At 63.5% G+C, this 21,098-nt stretch carries 18 protein-coding genes; 11 read left to right on the top strand and 7 right to left on the bottom strand.

The annotated features are described in order from the left end of the window. The first annotated feature begins 204 nt into the window (after positions 1-204). Positions 205-2,352, top strand: coding sequence for an OmpA family protein (locus MUO32_RS11665; protein WP_257948459.1), 2,148 nt, complete (start codon positions 205-207; stop codon positions 2,350-2,352). Positions 2,353-2,530: 178 nt separating this feature from the next. Further along, positions 2,531-4,651, top strand: a complete 2,121-nt coding sequence (locus tag MUO32_RS11660) for an OmpA family protein (RefSeq protein ID WP_257948457.1) — start codon at positions 2,531-2,533, stop codon at positions 4,649-4,651. A gap of 76 nt (positions 4,652-4,727) precedes the next feature. On the opposite strand, the gene MUO32_RS11655 is transcribed toward MUO32_RS11660, so the two are convergent. From MUO32_RS11655 to MUO32_RS11640, 4 genes are all read right to left on the bottom strand, one after another. Continuing rightward, positions 4,728-6,416, bottom strand: coding sequence for a sulfatase-like hydrolase/transferase (locus MUO32_RS11655; RefSeq protein ID WP_257948456.1), 1,689 nt, complete (start codon positions 6,414-6,416; stop codon positions 4,728-4,730). Positions 6,417-6,650: 234 nt separating this feature from the next. Beyond that, positions 6,651-7,175: a molybdopterin-guanine dinucleotide biosynthesis protein B gene (gene mobB / locus MUO32_RS11650; protein WP_257948455.1), complete on the bottom strand. Its 525-nt coding sequence runs from the start codon at positions 7,173-7,175 to the stop codon at positions 6,651-6,653. Next, a complete protein-coding gene (gene mobA / locus MUO32_RS11645; protein WP_257948454.1) occupies positions 7,172-7,807 on the bottom strand; it encodes a molybdenum cofactor guanylyltransferase MobA in 636 nt (211 codons plus the stop codon). The genes mobB and mobA overlap by 4 nt, the downstream gene beginning before the upstream one ends. Before the next feature lie 69 nt (positions 7,808-7,876). Further along, entirely contained in the window at positions 7,877-8,782 is a 906-nt protein-coding gene (locus MUO32_RS11640) for a DMT family transporter (RefSeq protein WP_257948453.1), read from the bottom strand. 386 nt (positions 8,783-9,168) lie between these two features. Here MUO32_RS11640 and MUO32_RS11635 point away from each other — a divergent pair, with 386 nt between their 5' ends. Continuing rightward, complete coding sequence (locus tag MUO32_RS11635) at positions 9,169-11,712, top strand: methyl-accepting chemotaxis protein (RefSeq protein WP_257948452.1); 2,544 nt, start codon at positions 9,169-9,171, stop codon at positions 11,710-11,712. A gap of 63 nt (positions 11,713-11,775) precedes the next feature. Here MUO32_RS11635 and MUO32_RS11630 read toward each other — a convergent pair whose 3' ends face one another. Both MUO32_RS11630 and moaA read right to left on the bottom strand, forming a co-directional pair. Then, positions 11,776-12,411: a DUF1176 domain-containing protein gene (locus tag MUO32_RS11630; RefSeq protein ID WP_257948451.1), complete on the bottom strand. Its 636-nt coding sequence runs from the start codon at positions 12,409-12,411 to the stop codon at positions 11,776-11,778. Between the two features lie 24 nt (positions 12,412-12,435). Continuing rightward, complete coding sequence (gene moaA / locus MUO32_RS11625) at positions 12,436-13,422, bottom strand: GTP 3',8-cyclase MoaA (RefSeq protein WP_257949203.1); 987 nt, start codon at positions 13,420-13,422, stop codon at positions 12,436-12,438. A 200-nt stretch (positions 13,423-13,622) separates the two neighbouring features. Between moaA and MUO32_RS11620 the strand changes: the two genes are divergently transcribed. The 4 genes from MUO32_RS11620 (at position 13,623) to MUO32_RS11605 (ending at position 17,737) form a co-directional block, all read left to right on the top strand. Continuing rightward, positions 13,623-13,997 (top strand): DUF971 domain-containing protein, encoded by a 375-nt coding sequence (locus MUO32_RS11620; RefSeq protein ID WP_257948450.1) that lies wholly within the window; start codon positions 13,623-13,625, stop codon positions 13,995-13,997. Between the two features lie 49 nt (positions 13,998-14,046). After that, complete coding sequence (locus MUO32_RS11615; RefSeq protein ID WP_257948449.1) at positions 14,047-15,873, top strand: monovalent cation:proton antiporter-2 (CPA2) family protein; 1,827 nt, start codon at positions 14,047-14,049, stop codon at positions 15,871-15,873. Between the two features lie 71 nt (positions 15,874-15,944). Next, positions 15,945-16,529, top strand: coding sequence for a TMEM175 family protein (locus MUO32_RS11610; RefSeq protein ID WP_257948448.1), 585 nt, complete (start codon positions 15,945-15,947; stop codon positions 16,527-16,529). Continuing rightward, positions 16,526-17,737, top strand: a complete 1,212-nt coding sequence (locus MUO32_RS11605; protein ID WP_257948447.1) for a low temperature requirement protein A — start codon at positions 16,526-16,528, stop codon at positions 17,735-17,737. The genes MUO32_RS11610 and MUO32_RS11605 overlap by 4 nt, the downstream gene beginning before the upstream one ends. Here the strand turns inward: MUO32_RS11605 and MUO32_RS11600 are convergent. Then, entirely contained in the window at positions 17,734-18,204 is a 471-nt protein-coding gene (locus tag MUO32_RS11600; RefSeq protein WP_257948446.1) for a MarR family winged helix-turn-helix transcriptional regulator, read from the bottom strand. The genes MUO32_RS11605 and MUO32_RS11600 overlap by 4 nt on opposite strands. Positions 18,205-18,251: 47 nt before the next feature. Between MUO32_RS11600 and MUO32_RS11595 the strand changes: the two genes are divergently transcribed. The 4 genes from MUO32_RS11595 (at position 18,252) to MUO32_RS11580 (ending at position 21,088) form a co-directional block, all read left to right on the top strand. Beyond that, on the top strand, positions 18,252-19,160 hold the full coding sequence (locus MUO32_RS11595; RefSeq protein WP_257948444.1) for an alpha/beta hydrolase: 909 nt from the start codon (positions 18,252-18,254) through the stop codon (positions 19,158-19,160). Between the two features lie 71 nt (positions 19,161-19,231). Beyond that, positions 19,232-19,840 (top strand): pyridoxamine 5'-phosphate oxidase family protein, encoded by a 609-nt coding sequence (locus tag MUO32_RS11590; RefSeq protein ID WP_257948443.1) that lies wholly within the window; start codon positions 19,232-19,234, stop codon positions 19,838-19,840. 77 nt (positions 19,841-19,917) lie between these two features. Further along, positions 19,918-20,304, top strand: coding sequence for a hypothetical protein (locus tag MUO32_RS11585; protein ID WP_257948442.1), 387 nt, complete (start codon positions 19,918-19,920; stop codon positions 20,302-20,304). Further along, positions 20,294-21,088: a M15 family metallopeptidase gene (locus MUO32_RS11580; protein WP_257948441.1), complete on the top strand. Its 795-nt coding sequence runs from the start codon at positions 20,294-20,296 to the stop codon at positions 21,086-21,088. The genes MUO32_RS11585 and MUO32_RS11580 overlap by 11 nt, the downstream gene beginning before the upstream one ends. Positions 21,089-21,098 lie beyond the last annotated feature (10 nt).

The raw sequence follows: 21,098 nt of genomic DNA, 5'->3' as shown, positions 1-21,098 counted from the left end.
GCTTCCACCGCGTTTCCCCGACAATTTGACGCGTCGCCACTAGCCTTGCGGATGGTGCGACCTATCTCGCGGTTGAACAGGTCGTTCAGGCGCGGTTCACGCCCGCATGACTAGGCCTGTAGGGAAACGGGTGTTGACGGCCGGCCGCAAGAGCCGGGAGGCGCCGCTCCAGACAGATAGACGGGACACCGTGAGGACAGAACGATGACTTTCCGCTCCAGACTTTTTGCCACCGTGGCTCTGCCCCTGCTGTCAGCCTCGCTGATCGCAACGCCGACGCTGGCCGACGCGCGCATGAAGCCTTTCGAGGTGGCCCAGGCCAGCGACGAGAACCAGCCGAGTGAAGAGGAACTGCTGAAACAGCAGCAGGAAGAGCAACAGCGCGCCGAACAGGAAGAACAGCAACGCCAGGCGGATGAACAAAAGGCGGCCGAAGACGAGCAGCAGCGTCAGGCCGACGAGCAAAAGGCGGCCGAAGAGCAGCAGCGCCAGGCCGATGAGCAGAAGGCGGCCGAGGACCAGCAACGCCAGGCCGATGAGCAGAAGGCGGCCGAAGAGCAGCAGCGCCAGGCCGATGAGCAGAAGGCGGCCGAGGACCAGCAACGCCAGGCCGATGAGCAGAAGGCGGCCGAAGAGCAGCAGCGCCAGGCCGATGAGCAGAAGGCGGCCGAGGACCAGCAACGCCAGGCCGATGAGCAGAAGGCGGCCGAGGATCAGCAACGCCAGGCCGATGAGCAGAAGGCTGCCGAAGACGAGCAGCAACGCCAGGCTGATGAGCAGAAAGCGGCCGAGGACCAGCAGCCTCAGGCTGATGAACAGAAGGCGGCGGAGGACCAGCAGCGCCAAGCCGATGAGCAAAAGGCGGCCGAGGACCAGCAACGTCAGGCCGACGAGCAAAAGGCGGCTGAGGATCAACAACGCCAGGCCGACGAACAGAAAGCGGCTGAGGATCAACAGCGTCAGGCTGACGAGCAGAAGGCGGCTGAAGAGCAGCAACAGCAATCCGAGCAGCCTGCCGCCGAACAGAGCCAGCAGACCGGCGAGGACGCACCCGCCAGCGAAGCGGTTCCGGAGGTTGTTGAAACGCTGACGGAAGAGCAGAAACAGGACATCGCCCAGGATCCGGGCAAGACCGATGAGACGGTCGTTTTGCCTGTCGAAAACGGTGCGGCCGTGCTGGACAGCGACAAGGACGCCGACAATGCCGGCGGCCAGAAAAGCCGTGACAACCGCCGCAAGCAGCGTGAGGAACAGCGCGCGCAAGAGGAGGAAGTACCGGTTCCCGACACGGACGACAGCGCGCAGGCCACGATTTCCGAAGAGGTCCGCGAGGCCGTTCCCCAGCGTATCGAGGCGGCGATCAACGAAGAAGGCAAGCGCGTCGAAGAGGCTCCGGCATTCATCGTTCCCGAGACCACCAACATCGTCAACAACACGGTCATCAACAACACGACGATCGTCAACAACAACACGATCGACAACAGCGTCACGCAGGTCAATGTCATCGAGCGCATCGAGAACCGCACGGTTCTGGAGGTAGGCGACCAGCTGATCGTTCGCGGCGACGACCGTCCGCGTCTTCGCCGGGATTCCGAGGAGGTCACCTATGACAACCTCGCCCGCGGTCGCGTCCGCGAGACGATCCAGCGCCCCGGCGGCGTGCGCATCGTCACCATCTACAACCGCTATGGCGACATCATTCAGCGCTCGCGCGTCGGCCGGGACGGACGGGAGCACATTCTCGTCTATGCGCCGGAGCTGGAGGGGGACGCGCCGCGTCCGGGTCTCGTCGACATCGGCTACGAACTGCCGCCGATGCGCCTGCGCATTCCCGTCAGCGACTACATCATCGATACGTCGAGCGATCCGGACCGTGACTACTACGAGTTCCTTGCCGAGCCTCCGGTGGAGCGCGTCGAGCGCGTCTATACGATCGACGAGGTGAAGCAATCGGCCCGCCTGCGTGACAAGGTACGCCGCATCGACCTCGATACGATCACCTTCGCAACGGCGAGCGCCGAAGTGCCGATGTCGCAGGCCCGTACCCTGCGCAGCGTTGCCGACGCGATGCAGAAGGTGCTCGATAAGGATCCGGGCGAGACCTTTCTGATCGAAGGCCACACGGACGCTGTCGGCTCCGACAAGTCGAACCTCGTGCTTTCCGACGAGCGCGCCGAATCGGTCGCAAGCCTGCTGACGGAGGTTTACGGCATTCCGCCGGAGAACCTGCAGACGCAAGGTTATGGCGAGCGCTTCCTGAAGGTGCGCGCCGACGTGGCCGAGCAGCAGAACCGCCGCGTCACCATCCGTCGCGTCACGACGCTGGTCCGCCCGGTCGCCAAGGCGAACTAGATCGCGTCCTCGTGCGTTTAGACGGAGCCGCAGGCCATCGGGCCTGCGGCTCCGTCGCATTCAGCGCGGATTCATGTGTAATGGTCTAGCGTCGATTCACACCGGCGAATATGTGGAAACACGAATTTGCCCAAAACGATTGATCCATTGCCGGCAACGGGCAAACGAGGAAACACCCATGGGTAAGAGAACGACACTTCTGGCAACGGTGGCTTTGCCTATCGTTTCGCTTGTCTGGCAACCGGTTCAGGCGGCGATGGTCCGCCCGCCGATCGTCGAGAGCGGTATGCCGCATGTCATCACCGTCCAGGAGGGCGATCTTTCCGAAGCGGAGCAGCGCAAACTGCGCAGGCAGCGCCAGAAGGAACAGCAGCAGCAGGAGAACGGCGAACAGCAGGGCGAACGCCGCAAGAAACAGCGCGAGTCGGCCGAAGGCGACGATCAGCAGCAGCAGGAACGTCAGGAACGGCGCAAGAAGCAGCGCGAAGCCGCCCAGGGCGATGAACAGCAACAGCAGGACCGCCAGAAGGCGCGTGAAGAGCGTCGCCAGAAGCAGCGGGAAGCCGAGGCCGGCGATCAGCAGCAGCAGGAGGATCGCCAGAAGGCCCGCGAAGAGCGCCGCAAGAAGCAGCGCGAAGCGGCCGAAGGCGACGATCAGCAACAGCAGGACCGCCAGAAGGCACGTGAAGAGCGTCGCCAGAAGCAGCGGGAAGCCGAGGCCGGTGATCAGCAGCAGCAGGAGGATCGTCAGAAGGCCCGCGAAGAGCGCCGCAAGAAACAGCGCGAAGCGGCCGAAGGCGACGATCAGCAGCAACAGGATCGTCAGAAGGCGCGCGAGGAGCGTCGCCAGAAGCAGCGGGAAGCCGAAGCCGGCGAGCAACAGCAGCAGGACCGCGAGAAGGCGCGTGAAGAGCGCCGTAAGAAGCAGCGCGAAGCGGCCGAAGGCGACGATCAGCAACAGCAGGACCGCCAGAAGGCGCGTGAAGAGCGTCGTCAGAAACAACGGGAAGCCGAGGCTGGTGATCAGCAGGAGCAGGATCGTCAGAAGGCCCGCGAGGAGCGCCGCAAGAAGCAGCGCGAGGCGGCCGAGGACCAGCAGCGTGAAGAGAAGAAGGCCGAACGGCCCCGTCGCAAGCGCGACGAAAATCGCGAGCGCATCGCCAGGGACCCGTCCAAGACGAACGAAACGATCGAGTTGCCGTTTGTCGATGGCGCGGCCGTGCTCGACAGCGACAAGGATTTCGACAACCGCAAGGGTTCTGCGCGCGAGGAGCGTCGCCGCAAGCGCGCGGAGGAGCGGGAAAACGTGCGGGTCCGCGTGCCGGAATCCGACCGCGACGCGCAGGTCGGATGGAAGGACCGGGACCGTGTGCGCTACGAATCGGGCGAGCGCGAACGGGGTGAACGGCGCGACCGCCGGCCGCGCTATGAGGAGCGGGATGGCTGGCGCGTCGAACGTCAGTTCGATGATCGCGCCGTCATCAATTTCGGCGACCGCATCATCGTGCGTTCCGACGACGGCCGCCGCCTGTCGCGCCGGGCAACCGAGACCTATTACGAGGATCTGCCGCACGGTCGCGTTCGCGAGGTCATCGTGCGGCCGAACGGCGACCGCGTCGTGACGATCCGCAGCCGCTACGGCGATGTCATCCAGCGCTCGCGCATTGATCGTTCGGGCAGCGAATACGTGATGTTCTATGCGCCCGAAATCGACAGGGACAGCCGGCCGACCTTCGTCGACCCCGGTGAGCGCCTGCCGCCGATGCGCCTGACGGTGCCGGTCGACGACTACATCATCGACACCTCCTCGGAAGAGGAGCGCGACTATCGCGACTTCCTCGATCGCCCGCCGGTGGAACCCGTCGAGCGCGTCTATACGCTGGATGAGGTGAAGTACTCGGCCCGTATCCGCGACAAGGTGCGTCGCATCGACCTCGACACGATCACGTTTGCGACCGGTTCCTCGGAGATTTCGGTGAACCAGGCCGCGACGCTGCGCAAGGTGGCGGATGCGATCAACGAGATCCTCGACAAGGATGCCGGCGAGACCTTCCTGATCGAAGGCCACACGGATGCCGTCGGCTCGGACGAATCGAACCTCGTTCTGTCGGACGAGCGCGCCGAGGCTGTCGCGAACATCCTGACGGATGTCTACGACATCCCGCCGGAAAACCTTGCCACGCAGGGCTACGGCGAGCGATTCCTGAAGATCGACACGGATTCTGCCGAACAGCTCAATCGCCGCGTCACCATCCGTCGCGTGACCGCTCTGGTGAAGCCGGTCGCCATGGCCGAGTAATCGGGTAAGGCGAGCGTGAAAGAAAGGCCGCGGGAGCGATCCCGCGGCCTTTTTTGTCAGGGATGGGCGACGTCGCTTAGTTCAATTGCAGCATGTCGGCGTCCATGCGTCGCCTGATATGCCGATCGACTGCCGCTCTCTGCGCGCATGTGTGAAATTCGCCGTGGCAAACGTCGCTCAGTGAGGCGAGGTCGTCGAAGACCTGCGAGCTCGGCAGGTCCGTTGCCGCGAGGATGCTGGGAATGAGGAACGGCGCATCCACGACACCCAGCTTGCGATAGTCTATCGGCGTTCCGAAGCCGTGGATCGCGTAGAAGGTCTCGTAGACCGGGGAACGGAAAGTCGTGAAGGGGTTGTCGTCGTCGGTTCGTTCCAGGATGTACGGTTTCGTCGCGATGGACTGGTGATCGCCGAATTCGAGGAAGACGCTTCCCCGCGCTCCGGGATCGGCCTTGATCGCGTCCCGGTATGCAACCAGATCGCTTCGCGATGCGCCGACGCGACGCAGATATTCGTTGGCGCCGGCATCGTCTGCGTAGACATGTTCTCCCGCCACCACCGGTTCGAGCGTGTTCTCGTAGGGCGAGTGCGTGAACATGGTCTGGACGAGCACGAAGAGCGGGCGTTTGTCGTTCTTCCGATGCTGCGCAATCATGTCTTTTGCATTGTCGAAGTAGTTGGTATCCCGCACGCCCATGACCGGCAGGCTCATGTGGTCGGCGTCGTAGATTTCCTGAAAACCGAGCGACTTCAGGAACGGCCCTTCATTGATCGAATTGTACTGCATGGGCATGAATGCGACCGTGCGATAGCCGCAACGGGCGAGCACGTCCGGCAACGAGCCTCGTACCTTGTCCACGAGCAGGTGGTTCACATAGGGGCCGAGCCAGCCGAAATCGGCGGTAGAGAGGCCGGTCAGCACGGAGAAATTCGTCATCCATGTTCCGCCGCCGAAAATCTCGACGAACAGGGGCCGGATCGTGCCGTCACCCGACTGATAGGTCTGCGTGACCGATTGCGGAATGGAAAGCTGCGGGAAGACGAGCGGCGAGGTCTGGCTTTCCGAAAGGGTCAGGAAGAGATCGGGCTGCTTGCCGGATTTGGTGCAGAGCGCGTCGTTGACGAAAGGCTGACCGGCGTCGGCGCCGTCGAGCGGGGTGGCGAACTGCATCGGCTTCATCAGGCTTGGAATATGCCAGAGCGACAGGAAGAAGGCCGAGGCGTTGTAGCCTCCGATGAAAGGCAGGAAGTCGGCATCCCGCGTGGTGGGGCGATGGGCGATGACCGCGGCAACCAGGCTTGCCGCGACGATGCCGCTTCTGACGCCGACGCCCCACGGTGCCGGATCTTCCCGCCGGAACAGGATCGTCAGGAACGTCGCGATGGCCGCAAGACCCACCGCAGCCACGATGACGGCGGGCAGGTAGTACCGCACGAGAAACGACAGCGTGGATACGTCGGAACCGATGAAGACGACGTCGTAGACGTGCAGCGCCAGTCCCTTGGAGTGGAACTTCATCATGGAGATGAGGGTGAAGAGAACCGCAACCAGCGTCGCGCCATAGAGCGAAAAGAACGGTCGTCTGGAGATCAGGAAGATGATGGACGCCAGCGTGAGGATGGCCGCGAAATTATAGGGCAGGTAGCGCCATCGGGTATCGAAGTAATAAGCGAACGCAAAGTAAAGCAAGGAGCCCAGGATGAGTGCGTAGGGGCTTGTGAAGAGGCCAAAACGGCCGCGGGCTCTTGAGATGATATGTGCCATGGCAAAACTCTGCGTTGCTAATCAAATACTACGTATCTCCGGTGGTATTCTATTGCAATAAAACCGTCACAGAGCTTAAGTGGTAAGGTTAATTTAAGCATATTAGACATTGCTATGGCGCGTATTGATACACGGTCATCTTGAAATCGAACAGAATTGACCCGGAATTAACGTTGCTCAGCGAGCGCCGAGGAGATCGGTGCACGAGAAAAGCAGGCGGCGGTGATGCGATGATCAGGCCGTGACGGGCGCGGGGAGGCCGGTTATGGCGATGACGAAGTCGGCAATCGCCGGGATGTCGTCGAGGTCGAAGACCGGAAGCGTTGTGTCCGCGACGGGATGGTCGGCGGCGATGGCGGCGATGTGGGGGTCTTCGGGCGCGAGCGGCGTACGGTTGGCCGCCTCCAGGCGCCGCGCCTCGATCTTCGGGATGGGTTCGCGCTTGTAGCCTTCGATAAGCACGAGATCGCAGGGTGCGATGCGGGCGAGGATTTCCTCGAAACTGGGTTCCGGCGCGCCGCGCAGCTCGTGCATGATGGCATAGCGCGTGCCGGAGACGATGGTCACTTCATGCGCGCCGGCCTGCCGGTGGCGATAGCTGTCGGCACCGACCTTGTCGATATCGAAATCATGGTGCGCGTGCTTGATGGTCGAGACGCGGTAGCCGCGCGCGACAAGTTCCGTGACCAGGCGCACGGCAAGGCCTGTCTTGCCGGAATTCTTCCACCCGGCGATGCCGAAGATTTTTGGTTTCGTCATCTCTCCAACACCCAGAGCCAGTTTTCCGCCTCATCGAGATCGTCGGGCGTGTTGATGTTGAAGAACGGGTCGAACTCGCCGCGTGGCGTTTCAATCAGCGGGAAGGCGATTTCGCGCGCCTGGTGCCGTTCGAGATAGCTGCGCACCCGCAGCGCTCCACCGCCCGCCAGCCAATCCGCGAGATCGCCTGCAAGCGCTATGGGCCAGAGAGCGAAGACCGGATGGAGGCCGCTTGCCGACCGCGCCACGGCGATGCGCTCGGGCGTGTCGATGGCGAGGCTTAGACGGCGAACGAGATCGGTCGGGAAGAACGGGCTGTCCGTCGGCACGGTCGCGACATGGCTCGCTTCGGGATGGTTGCGCCTGGCGTGGTCGAGGGCGGCCAGCACCCCGCCGAGCGGGCCGGCACGGGCTGCGTCGAGATCTGCGAAAACAGGCAGTTCCTCACCCCGTTCGAAGAGCATGGGGCCATTGGCATTGACTGTGACGCTGGAGACCTGCGGGCGCAGGCGGCGGGCCGCGCGGTCGATGAGCGCGCAGCCGCCGAGACGGATACGCGTCTTGTCCTGGCCCATCCGAGAGGACAGGCCACCGGCAAGGATCACGCCCGGTATCGCATGCGACAGTGCCATTGTGCTCCCATCGTGTTGGCTTCCCTCCGGTCTAATCGGTGCAAGGCCGGGTCGCAAGTCTCTACAACGTCACAGCGATTCCGGCTTTGATTCCTGCGCGATCGGCACGGCCCGACGGCGGTTCTCGCGGTAGAAGGTGTAGAGGCCCGATGCGATGATGATCGAGACCCCAATCGTCATCCAGAGATCGGGCAGTTCGCCGAAAAACAGGAAGCCGATGGCGATGGCCCACAGGAGGCTGACATAGCGGAAGGGCGCGACGAAGGAGATTTCGCCGATGCGCATGGCGTTGACGATCGTCTGGTAGCCGACGAGGAGCAGCACGCTGGCGGCGGCCAGGCGCCCGATGATCTCCAGCGACATCGGCTGCCAGCCCCCCATCGGCACGATCAGCGCGCCGCCGACAAGCGTGATGGCGATGGCCGTGACGACGCTGATGAACAGGGTGGAGACATTGCTGTGGATGCGGCGCGTGGCAAGGTCGCGCGTCGCCGCGCCGATCATCGAGGCGATGGCATAGATGGCGGCAAGCGAAAATCCCTCCGGGCCGGGGCGGATGACGATGATAACGCCGACAAAGCCGACGACGATGGCGAGCCACCGACGCCAGCCGACCTGCTCGCCGAGGAAGAGGGCAGCGCCCAGCGTCACGGCAAGTGGCAACGACTGGAGGATGGCCGAGATATTGGCAAGCGGCATGGCGCCAAGGGCGGAGATGAAGGTGAGCGAAGCGAAGATTTCAGCCGCGAGCCGCAGGGCCACGGCTGGCTGCAGCAGGACGCGCCAGGAGCCGAGCGCGCCCATCCGCCAGGCGATGACGAGCACCAGCGCGCTGGTCATCAGCCCGCGCACGAACAGGATCTGGCCGGTGTTCATCGTGTGCGTGACGGACTTGACGAGGGCATCGTTGCAGGTGAAAGCCGCCATGGCGATGGCCATGAACAAGGCGCCTCTGGCATTTCCGGTGGAGTTCATGGGGAGTGATTCCAAGCGTGTGTCTGTCCCTCATAAGCCCAATGCGGGCGGCCTGCCATCATCCTCAAGGACGGAACAAACGGGGTGATTGGTGAAAGAAAGGGCGGTTGAGGCGATTTTGGGCAAAAACCATCGTCATTTCGGCGCAAAGCCTTGAGTTTCTGCCGGTTTCTCGAAGGCATTCATTAAGCTTCCGCACCTATCGTTGCGCCATCCCAATGAGCGATCGCATGATGCGACGGGTGAGGGCTGGCCGCCTGATGCAAGATCGGCCGACGCCCATCAAGCGATTTTCGGCCGCGCTCCCCCTGGTAGCCAGAGCGGCCGTTCCGGCTTGAAAGAGCATCCGACGGGACATTGGTCTTCAAAAAAACGTCGGGGAAACCATGTCCTTCATCGACCGCCTGCTCCAGCAGCGCCGCATCGTCACCAAGGTGTTGCTGTTCGTCATTCCCCTTGTCGTGCTCATCGCGGGCATCGGGCTTGTCGGGTACTTCACCGCGAGTACCCTGAATGGCCACATGACGGTCACCCGCGAGACGATCAACAGCCTGTCGCACTTCCAGAACCTGCGCACGGGCCTGCAGGATTTCGCCGACAAGCCCGGCCAGGAAACGCGCGATGCGCTTTCGGCCCGGATCGACGAGCAGGAAGAGGGCATCCACGACCTTGATGCGCTGCTGCCGAATGCAGCCGAGAAGGCGAAGATCGCCTCCGTCGTTGCGCTTGCCGGCACGATGCGCGGCCAGACCGAAACGCTCTGGTCGATCGACCAGGAACGCAACGCCGTCACCGCAGCTCTCGAAGGCGCGCTTGCCGCGATGGCCCGCGACGGCGACTTCGCCGAAAAGCAGATCGCCGTCATCAGAAGCGAATCCGGCGAGAAGGAAGCTTTCGCCAAGGCGCTGCTTTTCGATGCCGCCGCCTATCAGGGCCTGGCCGAGCGCATCGGCAAATTCCGCAAGCCGGTCGCTCTGGCGATGAAGCCGGAAGACAAGGTGAAGGCGGCCGGGACCTATCTGCCGCAGCTCCTGAAGCAGCTGAATGAATCCAAGGCGATCGCTTCGCCGAAGGCGCTGGAACAGATCAAGCCGCTGGAAGCCGAGATCGCCAAGGTGCAGGAGATACTTGCCGGTGCCGACGACGCCGAGAGCAAGAAAGCGAAATTCATTCCCGTTCTCACCAAGCTTTCCAAATTCGACGCTGATTTTCTGAAGGAAGCGGGCAAGAACTCCGACACCGCTGCCAAGCGCTTCGTCAGCATGGATGCCGAGATCGGCCTCCTGAAGACACTCATCACGCTGATGGGCGACACGTTCAAGGGGATCGACCAGACGCGTCTGCATATCAGCGAGCTGCACCGCAAGCTCGATCAGCCGAGCCGCGACGCGGTTCTCGCCGACGTGAAGGCCGTCGCCGAAAGCGCAGGCGAACTCGCCAAGCTCGGCGCGAAGAATGCGGCCCTTCGCGACCTCTCGCAGAAGCTCGCGCCCTCGCTCGCCGAGATCGAGAAGGGCACGCAGGACCTGATCGCCGTCGGCGAAAAGTGGCAGGCGGCGCGTGTCAGCGCCTATGCCTCCGTTGCCGATGCCAGCCAGACGCTCGAACAGTTCGTCTCGAGCGCGCAGGAAGCCGGCAAGCAGGACAGCCAGCGTTCGGCCAATGTCTCCATCATCGCGATGGTCGCCGGCACGCTGCTGGCCATCATCGGTGGCCTGATGCTGGTCGAAACCCTGCGCGGCCCGCTGAAGCGCGTCACGGAATCCATGGCGCGTCTTGCCAGCGGCGATCTCGACATCAGCATCGACGGCCGCAACCGCGGCGACGAGATCGGCGACATGGTGCGCTCGGTTGCCGTCTTCCGCGACGCCGCCCGCGAAAACGTCCGCCTCGAGCAGGAGGCGGAAGCCCAGCGCCAGCTGACGGCCGAGGAACAGGCCCGCCGCACCAGCGAGCGCGCCCGCATCGAGGCGGAGCAGACGGAAGCGCTGACGGCGCTCTCGGACGTGCTCGGCCAGCTAGCCGCGGGTAATCTCGAGGAAAGCATGACGGAGGCGCTGGCGGCCGAATATGTCGCCATGGCCCGCACCTACAACAATGCGGTCGAGGCGCTGCGCCACACGCTCTCCGACGTCCGCGCGACGACGATGGAAATCAATGGCGGCACCGACAATCTCGCCGCCTCCGCCGACGATCTCGCCCGCCGCACGGAACAGCAGGCAGCGGCGTTGGAGGAAAGCTCGCGGGCACTGCGCCAGCTGACCGACATCGTTCGCTCGACGGCCGAGAGTGCCCAGAAGACCGCCGTGTCGGTCGACGAGACGCACAGCTACGCCCAGCGCTCCGGCGAGGTCGTGGCCAAGGCCGTCACCGCCATGGGCGAGATCAACCGCTCCTCGGACAAGATCAGCACCATCATCGGCGTGATCGACGAGATCGCCTTCCAGACCAACCTGCTGGCGCTGAATGCCGGCGTCGAGGCCGCGCGTGCCGGCGAGGCGGGCCGCGGCTTTGCGGTCGTGGCGCAGGAAGTGCGCGAGCTGGCGCAGCGCTGCGCCGGTGCGGCCCGCGAGATCAAGGGTCTCATCTCGGAGAGTTCCGCGCAGGTCCGCAACGGTGTCGCCCTTGTCACCGAGACCGGAGAGGCGCTGTCGGTCATCAACGAACACATCTCCTCGATCCATACGCTCGTCGGCAAGATCGAGGCGGCTGCCGCCGCCCAGTACGAGGGCATCAACGAGGTGAACCAGGCGGTGCATCAGGTCGAGCTGATCACCCAGCAGAACGCTGCGATGGTGGAGGAAAACACCGCCGAGATCCACGGCCTGCGCCGCCGGGTGCAGACGCTCAACCAGAAGATCGACCACTTCAAGACGCGGGATCTGGATATGCGCGAGAATGACGGCTACGGCCGGCACTACGCGGCGTAAAAGGGTATTCTTCGGGAAACGAAACGGCCGGGCGAAAACCCGGCCGTTTCGATTCGGGCAGGGCTATTTTCCTGCCTCGTAGACGACGAAACTCTCCGCCGCCGGATCCGGATCGCCATAGGTGGGATCGACCTCGAATCGCGTCAACATGAAATCGCCATTGCGAAAGACCCATTCGCCGCTGTCCCAGGCATCGCCGATGCCGCGCCATGCCGCATGGCTGGTGATCGTGCGTTTTTCCACGTCGAAGCTTGAATTGACGAGGAGGCCGGTGGCGCGGAAGCCGCGCACCTTCGGGTCGGCTTTCAGCGTGTTCATTTCCTCGTCGGCATAGGCGTAGTCGAGATCGGGCGTGGCGAAGCTTATGAGTTTCAGGCTTTCCTCGTCGCTTCTCTTCAGCACGAAGGCGTGGCGGATGTTGTAGGCGCCGGAGCCGCAGAACAGTTGATAGAGGTCGATCTGTACCTCAGGGCCGTTGGGATCGTAGTCGGGCTTGAAGGCGAGGCGGTAGTAGGCGTGGCCATACCCCTCCTCGTCAGGGCCGGCCATCGGCACCTCTTCCATGCCGTTCATATCGCATTCGGTGCCGAACGCAGTCTTGACCAGCGTTTCGGCGGCGGCGATGCCTTCCGGGCGCTCGGCGGCGAGGCTTTGGAGAGGCAGGGCGGCACAGAACAGGGCGGCCAGCAGGATTTTCACCGAAACCTCGCTTTCGACGGCTGCCTAGCCGCCGGTGACGCTCATATGGCGGGCGACGGCCGGGCGGTTGCGGCGGTCGATGATGAAATCGTGCCCCTTTGGCTTGCGGCCGATCGCCTCGTCTATCGCCTGGGAGAGGAGGGCGTCGTCATCGGAGGCGCGCAAGGGCAGGCGCAGGTCCGCGGCGTCGTTCTGGCCGAGGCACATATAGAGCGTGCCGGTGCAGGTGAGGCGCACGCGGTTGCAGCTTTCGCAGAAATTGTGCGTCATCGGCGTGATGAGGCCGAGGCGGCCGCCGGTTTCCTCGACCGTCACATAACGCGCCGGGCCACCGGTGCGGTAGGCGTTTTCGGTCAGCGTGAAGTCTTCTGCCAGGCGGGCGCGCATTTCCGAGAGCGGCAGGTAGCGATCGGTGCGGTCTTCCTCGATCTCGCCCATCGGCATGGTCTCGATAAGGGTCAGGTCCATGCCGCGGCCATGCGCCCAGCGCATCAGGTCGGGGATTTCGCGATCGTTGAAATCCTTCAGCGCCACCGCGTTGATCTTGATCTTGAGACCGGCGGCCTGCGCGGCGTCGATGCCTTCGATGACCTTGGAAAGCTCGCCCCAGCGGGTGATGGTTTTGAATTTTTCGGCGTCGAGCGTGTCGAGCGAGACGTTGATGCGGCGCACCCCGCAATCGGCAAGCTCGGCGGCATGTCTGGCGAGCTGCGAGCCGTTGGTCGTCAGCGTCAGTTCGTCGAGGCGGCCGTCATGCACATGGCGGCCGAGTTCGCGCACGAGATGCATGATGTTCTTGCGCACCAGCGGCTCGCCGCCGGTCAGCCTCAGCTTGCGCACGCCCTTGGCGATGAAGGCGGAACAGAGCCGGTTCAGCTCTTCCAGCGTCAGCAAATCCTTCTTCGGCAGGAAGGTCATGTTCTCCGCCATGCAATAGGTGCAGCGGAAATCGCAGCGGTCCGTTACGGAAACGCGCAGATAGGTGACCGCCCGGCCGAAGGGATCGATCATCGGGGCTGCGGATTGCGCGACGGGGTCGGCGCCGTTCCAGGGGCCTGCATAGGAATTCAAGACACGTCCTCCATCATCGACATGTCGTGCGCGCGAAGCGCATCGTCAAGCCGATGGGGCGATTATGACAGCATTTTCAGCCTTGCACATCCCCGGCTTGCGGCATAGTCCTTCGCGAAATCGTGAGGAAAGGAATTGCCATGAGCGACCTCTGGCCGACCGAACTGCGTGTCTCGAAAGATCGCCAGCGCCTCGTCGTCACCTTCAACGATGGCGCGAGCTTCGACCTTTCCGCCGAAATGCTGCGCGTGCTCTCGCCATCTGCCGAGGTGCAGGGCCATGGGCCGGGCCAGAAGCTGACTGTGCCGGGCAAACGCAATGTCGCGATCATCGCCATGACGCCGACGGGCAATTATGCCGTGCGCATCGGTTTCGACGATTTTCATGATACCGGTATCTTCACGTGGTCCTATCTCCGGGAACTCGGGGAAAAGGGCGAAACGCTCTTTGCCGATTACGAGCGCGACCTTGCGGAGAAGGGCATGAGCCGCGATATGTCGGAAAAGCCGCGATAATTTCAGGACTGCCAAAGGGCGCGTCCACCGCAGACGAACGGAGAGACCCTTGGCAGCAGAAGCGAATGCGAATGATCTTACCCAGGTAGTTGTGCTGCTTGCGGCCGGCGTTGCCGCCGTGCCGGTCTTCAAGAAGATCGGGCTTGGCTCGGTGCTTGGTTATCTCGCGGCCGGCCTCGCCATAGGTCCCTTCGGCCTCGGTTTCTTTGCCGATCCGCAGGCGATCATCCATGTCGCCGAACTCGGCGTGGTGATGTTCCTGTTCATCATCGGCCTGGAAATGCAGCCTTCACGGCTATGGGGCATGCGCAAGGACATCTTCGGGCTCGGCGCGGTTCAGGTGATGGGCGCCATGGCGGCGCTGACCTGCATCGGCCTGTCCTTCGGCTTTCCGCTCATTCCCTCCTTCGTCGCCGGCACCGGCTTCGTTCTGACTTCCACCGCCATCGTCATGCAGATGCTGCAGGAGCGGGGCACGATGTCGACGCTGAAGGGCCAGCGTATCATCGCGATCCTGCTCTTCGAAGACCTTGCCATCGTGCCGCTGCTCGCCATCGTCACGCTGCTCGGCACCGGGGCTGCGGCGACCGATGCCGCCGACCGCTGGCTGTCCATCGGCATCGCCATCGGCGCCATCGTGGCGCTGGTACTGGCGGGACGCTACCTGCTCAATCCGCTGTTTCGCGTGCTTGCCGCCTCCGGCGCGCGCGAGGTGATGACGGCGGCGGCGCTGCTGGTGGTGCTCGGTTCGGCGCTTGCCATGCAGGTCTCCGGTCTCTCCATGGCGATGGGCGCGTTCCTTGCCGGCGTGCTGCTCTCCGAATCGGCCTTCCGCCATCAGCTTGAAGCCGACATCGAGCCCTTCCGCGGCATCCTGCTTGGCCTGTTCTTTCTCGGTGTCGGCATGGCGATCGACCTTTCGGTCATCGCCGCCAACTGGCAGCTCGTGGTGGCAAGCGTCATCGGCTACATGGTGGCGAAGACACTCCTGATCTACGTCGTGGCGCGCCTGCTCGGCACGTGCCACAGCGAGAGCCTGGAGCGTGCCGTGCTGATGGCGCAGGGCGGCGAATTCGCCTTCGTGCTTTATGCCGCCGCCGTTGCCGCCGGTATTCTGAATGGCGAGGAAAACGCCATCCTGACGGCGACGATCATCATCTCGATGATCCTGACGCCCCTGATGGTCATCCTGCATGACCGCATCGTTCCGAAGCAGCAGCCGTCCACGGAGGGGCTGACGCTGCCCGAGAATGTCGAGGGAACGGTGCTGATGATCGGTTTCGGCCGCTTCGGCCAGATCGTCAGCCAGCCGCTTTTGGCGCGCGGCTATACGCTTTCGCTGATCGACAAGGATGCGGAATTCGTTCGCGACGCTTCGGATTTCGGTTTCAAGGTCTATTACGGCGATGGCTCGCGCATCGATATCCTGCATGCGGCGGGTGCGGCCACCGCCAAGGCCATCCTGATCTGCCTCGATGAGAAAGAGGCGGCGGTGAAAATCGCCGAGGTGGTGCGCGAGGAGTTTCCGCTCGTGCCGCTGCTGGCGCGCGCCTATGACCGAGGCCATGCGCTCGACCTCATTCACGCGGGCGTCGACTTCCAGATCCGGGAGACCTTCGAATCGGCGATGATCTTCAGCCGCGAGACGTTGAAGGCGCTCGGCGAGGACGAGGATCTGGCGGCCGAGGTGGTCGAGGAATTCCGCGATGTCGACCGGCAGCGTCTGGAACTGGAAACCGTCGGCGGCATCTATGCCGGCCGCCAGCTCATTCGTGGCAATGCCTCGCCCGCCGACCTCGTCGCGGCCCGCACGGGCCGGCAGCGCGCGGCGGTGGAGGAGGAGCGCCATCGCCACGAGGAAGAGCAGGCAGGCTGACGCTACGCAATCTTCTGTAGCGACTCGGCGCAACATGCGTCATGTCTAATGAAAATGGACATGAGGCCTGCATGAACAAGGGACGGCTCGAAGCCTTCAGCGATGGCGTGATCGCCATCATCATCACCATCATGGTGTTGCAACTGGCGGTGCCGAAGGAGCCGACCCTTGCGGCTCTTCTTCCCATGCTGCCGATCTTCCTCGGCTACCTCCTGAGCTTCGTCTATGTGGCGATCTACTGGAACAACCACCATCACCTGCTCACCATCTGCGGCAATGCCAGCGGCGGCGTGCTGTGGGCGAACATGCATCTTCTTTTCTGGATGTCGCTCATTCCCTTCGTCACCGCCTGGATGGGCAACAATCCGGCGGCCGCGATCCCGACGGCGCTCTACGGCGTGATCCTGCTCTTGACGGCCATCGCCTACGAAATCCTGCAGATCCGCATCGTCGCCGTGCATCCGGATGCCGCGCGAGTGCGCAACGCCCTCGGGCGTGATTTCAAGGGGCGGTTCTCGCCCGTCTTCTATCTCGCCGCGATCGGGCTTGCCTTTGTCTCGCCGGTGATTTCCCATGTGCTCTATGCCGCGGTCGCGCTCCTGTGGGTCGTGCCCGACCGGCGGCTCGAACGGCTTCTTGAAAAGGATGCGCCATGACGGCGACGAACGACGAACGCTTTGCCCATTCCGCCTGCCTGCGCGCCCGCGGCACCGCCCGGGAAGGCAAGGTGGCCTTTGCCGAACTCTTCTTCGACCTCATCTTCGTCCTGACCATCATCCAGCTTTCGCATTCGCTGGCCGCGCATTATTCGCCGCTCGGCCTCGTCGAAGCCGCGCTGCTGATGCTGGCGATCTGGTGGGTGTGGATCTACACGACCTGGGCGACGAACTGGCTCGACCCGGAAAAATCGCCGGTGCGCATCCTGCTCTTCGTGCTGATGTTTCTGGGGCTGATGCTGTCCATCGCCATCCCCACGGCCTTCGAGGCGGGCGGGCTGCTCTTCGCGCTCACCTATGTCGTCATGCAGACGGGCCGCTCGGCCTTCACTGCCTATGTCATGCGCCGCGACTGGCCGGAAAACAGCCTCAACTTCACCCGCATCACGGTCTGGACGCTCTTTTCCGCCGTGTTCTGGATCGCCGGTGCCTTCGTGGAGCATGAGGCGCGGCTGGCGCTCTGGGCCATCGCGCTCGGTCTCGAATACGCCTCGCCGGCGCTCGGCTTTGCCGTGCCGGGGCTTGGCCGTTCCACCGTCAGCGACTGGCAGGTCTCGGGTGAGCATATGGCGGAACGCTGCGCGCTCTTCGTCATCATCTGCCTGGGCGAAACAATCCTCGTTACCGGTCGCACGGTCGCCGGCATGGAGCTGCTCGACGGCTTCACCATCTTCATGCTGATGACGGCCTTCCTGTCGACCGCCACCATGTGGTGGATCTATTTCCGCTTCGGCCATGGGGAGGCAGCGCATCTCATCGAGCATTCGGCGACGCCCGGGCGCATCGCCCGCATGGCTTTCACCTATGCCCATATACCGATCGTTGCCGGCATCATCCTTTCGGCCGTCGCGGAGGAATTCGCCCTTGCCCATCCGCACGGTCATGTCGATGCCAAGACGGCGAGCGCCATTCTCGGCGGGCCGATCGTCTTCCTGCTCGGCAATATCTGGTTCAAGGCGGCGATCCGCGGACGATCGCCTCTGTCGCATATCGTCGGCATCGCAGCCCTCCTGGCGCTTTCGGTGCTGGTGCCGTTTGTCGAACCCTACCAACTCTTCATGGCGGCGGCTGCCGTGCTGTTCGGCGTGGCGCTCTGGGAATTCCTGTCGCTGAAATCGACGCGGGCGGATGCTGTCGCCAAGGCCTAGTCGTCTTCCGCGATCTCCATCGTCTGGAGGATGCGGATGATGTCCTCCATCGCCTCGGCGACCTGGAGGCAACGGTCTTCCGGCGTCTGCGACATGATGCGCTCGATGAGCCCGGTCTGGATGGCCATGGCCTGTTCCGTCAGCGTCCGGCCGGCCGGGGTCAGTGACAAGCGCAGCACGCGCTTGTCCTTGGCGTCAGGATTGCGCTCGATAAGGCCGCGCTTTTCGAGTTGCGGCAGCAGCATGCTCATGTTCGAACGGCCGACGAGCAGCTTGCGCGCCAGTTCCTGCTGCGAAATGCCCTCGAAACGGTAGAGATTGACGAGAATGTCGAGATGCGGCGGCTTGATGCCGAGCTCCGAAATCGCCCGCGTCACTGCCTGCTGCATCAGCTGGCAGGCACGCGCTACCCCGATCCAGCTGCGAAAGCGCGGATGGTCCCAGGGAAAGGCTTGATTTTTGTTCATCGTTGTACTTTATTGTTCATCATTGAACATTTTTATGGATTCCCACTATGGCATCCTTTGGATTGAAGGTCATCCGTTTGGCGCTGTCGGGCGTCGCGGCCGTTTCTCCCGCTGCAGCCGGCCGGGCGGCGTTCCGGCTGTTCGCGACCACGCCGGGTCGTCGCCCGCGCACGGCCAAGGAGAGGGAGCTTTTCGCCCGCTCAGAAGGCTGGATGCGGCAGGCCGAGCGCGTGACGCTGCGCTTTGCCGGCGGCACGGCGGTCGCGCATCGTTTTGCGGCGCGCCCCTGTGAAAACTTTGCCGGCCGCGTGCTCGTCGTTCACGGCTGGGGGTCCCGCGCGGCCTATCTTTCGGCGCTGACGGAGGGGCTGGTTGCGGCGGGCCACGAGGTCGTGGCGCTCGACCTGCCGGGTCATGGGGCGTCGCGCGGGCGCACGCTGACGCTGCCGATGGCCGTTCGCGCCATCGACGCCGCGTGGCGGCGCTTTGGCGGTTTCGACTATTTCTGCGGCCATTCCTTCGGCGGCGCATCGCTTGCCTGTGCGGCGAGCGGCCTCGTACCCTCGGTGCCTGCGCACCGGCCACGCCGGCTCGTCACCATCGGTTCGCCGAGCGAGATGGCCTGGCTCTTCAAGGACCTCGGCCGCTACCTGAAGCTCGGGCCGGAGACGCAGGTGGCGTTGGAGAACCATGTCGAGCGCATCGCCGGCGCACCGCTTTCGGCCTTCGACGCGGCCGACGGGGCAGGGCGCCTCAGCACGCCCATGCTCGTCATCCATGCCGAGGACGACAAGGAGGTGCCGGCGCATCACGCCCGGCGCTACGCGGCTTCCGGCCCCAATGTCACGCTCGAATGGGCAAACGGCTTCGGCCACCGCCGCATCGTTTCCGCCGAACCTGTCATCGATCGGATCGTCGGTTTCTTCGCGCAGGACGCGCGGCGCATCGCCGCCTGACGGCCTTTCCGTCATGCGCCTGTCATGCAAGGGTGCGATGCGCCGCAAACGCGCACGCACAGGAGAAAAGCATGACGGTTGTCACCTCGGTCGAACAGTTGAACGCGCTCTACGGCGCTCCGGGTGAAGCTTCGCTCGTCAAAGTGACGGACTATCTCCTGCCGGAATACCGCGCGATGATCGAGGCTTCGCCCTTCATGGCGCTCGCCACGTCAGGGCCGGAAGGGCTCGACTGCTCGCCGCGCGGCGATGCCGGCTCCGTCATCCATATCGAGGACGAGCGCACGCTGATGCTGCCGGACTGGCGCGGCAACAACCGCATCGATTCGCTTTCCAACATCGTGCGCGATCCGCGCGTCGCGCTGATGTTCCTCATTCCCGGCTCCAATACCACGATGCGCCTCAATGGCAGCGCCGTCGTGCGCATCGACCCGGCGATCACGGAACGCTTCGTCATGGATGGAAAACACCCGCGCTCCGTCGTGGTCATCACGATCGAGGAGGTCTATTCGCAATGCGCCCGTGCGGTGCTGCGCGCCGACCTCTGGAACCCGGAAAAATTCCGCGATACGGCCTGCCTGCCAACCGTAGGCCAGATGCTTGCTTCTGCGAAAATGGGTTTCGACGGCGTCGCCTATGACCGGGAATGGCCAGGTGGTGCGGCGAAGACCATGTGGTAGGCGCGCGCGAATATCCTGTCTTCCCCAACCGTCTTGTTCCTGGTTATGAATGGTTTTTGCGAATTTTGGAGTTGGGAATGCGCACAGGATTTTTTGCGGCGGCATGCGCCGCCATGCTTGCGGCCTCGGTGGGCGCTGCCAGGGCGGATGAACTGATCGAGAGCTACGGGGCCTATATCGGCCAGGACGATCTCTACAACTCCAGCAATGCGCGTCTGACCCAGCCCTGGCAGGTCATCCGGCAGGATCGCGCCAATGTACACCGCTTCGGCATCAGCCAGCCGGGCGACGATACCGACAGCTTCTTCGCCTCGGCGCGCAACCGGGAACTGGCCGAGCGCATGATCAGCCATGGCCGCATCGAGCATAGCGCAGCACGCCGTCTGCTTCAGGGTGACGTCCGCATCGAGGTCCAAATCTGGCGCGGTGCCAATGGCGACTATATCAACATCAATGTCGACTAGGCGTCTTCTCGCGGGTGTTGCCGCGCTCCTCCTCGCCATACCTGCAGCGCGGGCGGCGGAGCCTGATCTTGCGGCCCGCCTGAAATTGCTGGTGGAAGCCTATCCGGAGAGCCTTTCCGGCATCGAAGGCAACAGGCTTCTCTTCAAGGATGGCGGCCCGCCGCTCGAGATCGACGATGGCAAGGCGAAGGATCACCAGGCGAGCCTTGCATCAGGCGATGTCGAGGACAGCCTTCGGCAGATCTATCCGCTCGGCGCCTGCGAGAAAAAGCCGGAGGCCGATTTCGATCCGGGCCGCATCCGCAGCGACGCATTGATGATGCGGCTCTACGGCGCTTCCGCAAAGGCCGTCGGAGCCGATCTCGTTCCCGTGAAATGGTTCGGCGAGACGTTGCGCGTAACGAAGCGGCAGGGGGCTGCCGCAGCGCTGGAAAAGGTTCGGGACGACCTTGCGGCAAAGTCCGAGCTGAAACGCTACCTCTCGCCTTCGGCCGGCGTGTTCAACTGGCGCAAGGTTTCTGGCGCCAAGAACATGTCGGTGCACAGTTTTGGCGCGGCGGTCGATCTCAACACCAAGTTTGCGGATTATTGGATCTGGTCCGGCGGGAAGCCCGGCAAGGTGCCGAAATATGCCAACAAATATCCGCTTGAGATCGTCGAGATATTCGAGCGACACGGCTTTGTCTGGGGCGGGCGCTGGTATCACTACGACACCATGCATTTCGAGTATCGCCCTGAACTGATTGCCATAGCGAGAGCGGCAGACGCTTCCGCCTGCCGCTGATCGCTTCTCT

The organism is Shinella sp. CPCC 101442 (assembly GCF_024704725.1).
Taxonomy (GTDB): Bacteria; Pseudomonadota; Alphaproteobacteria; order Rhizobiales; family Rhizobiaceae; genus Shinella.
Note: the sequence above shows the minus strand (reverse complement) of the source record. Positions and strands in the feature narration are given on the sequence as shown.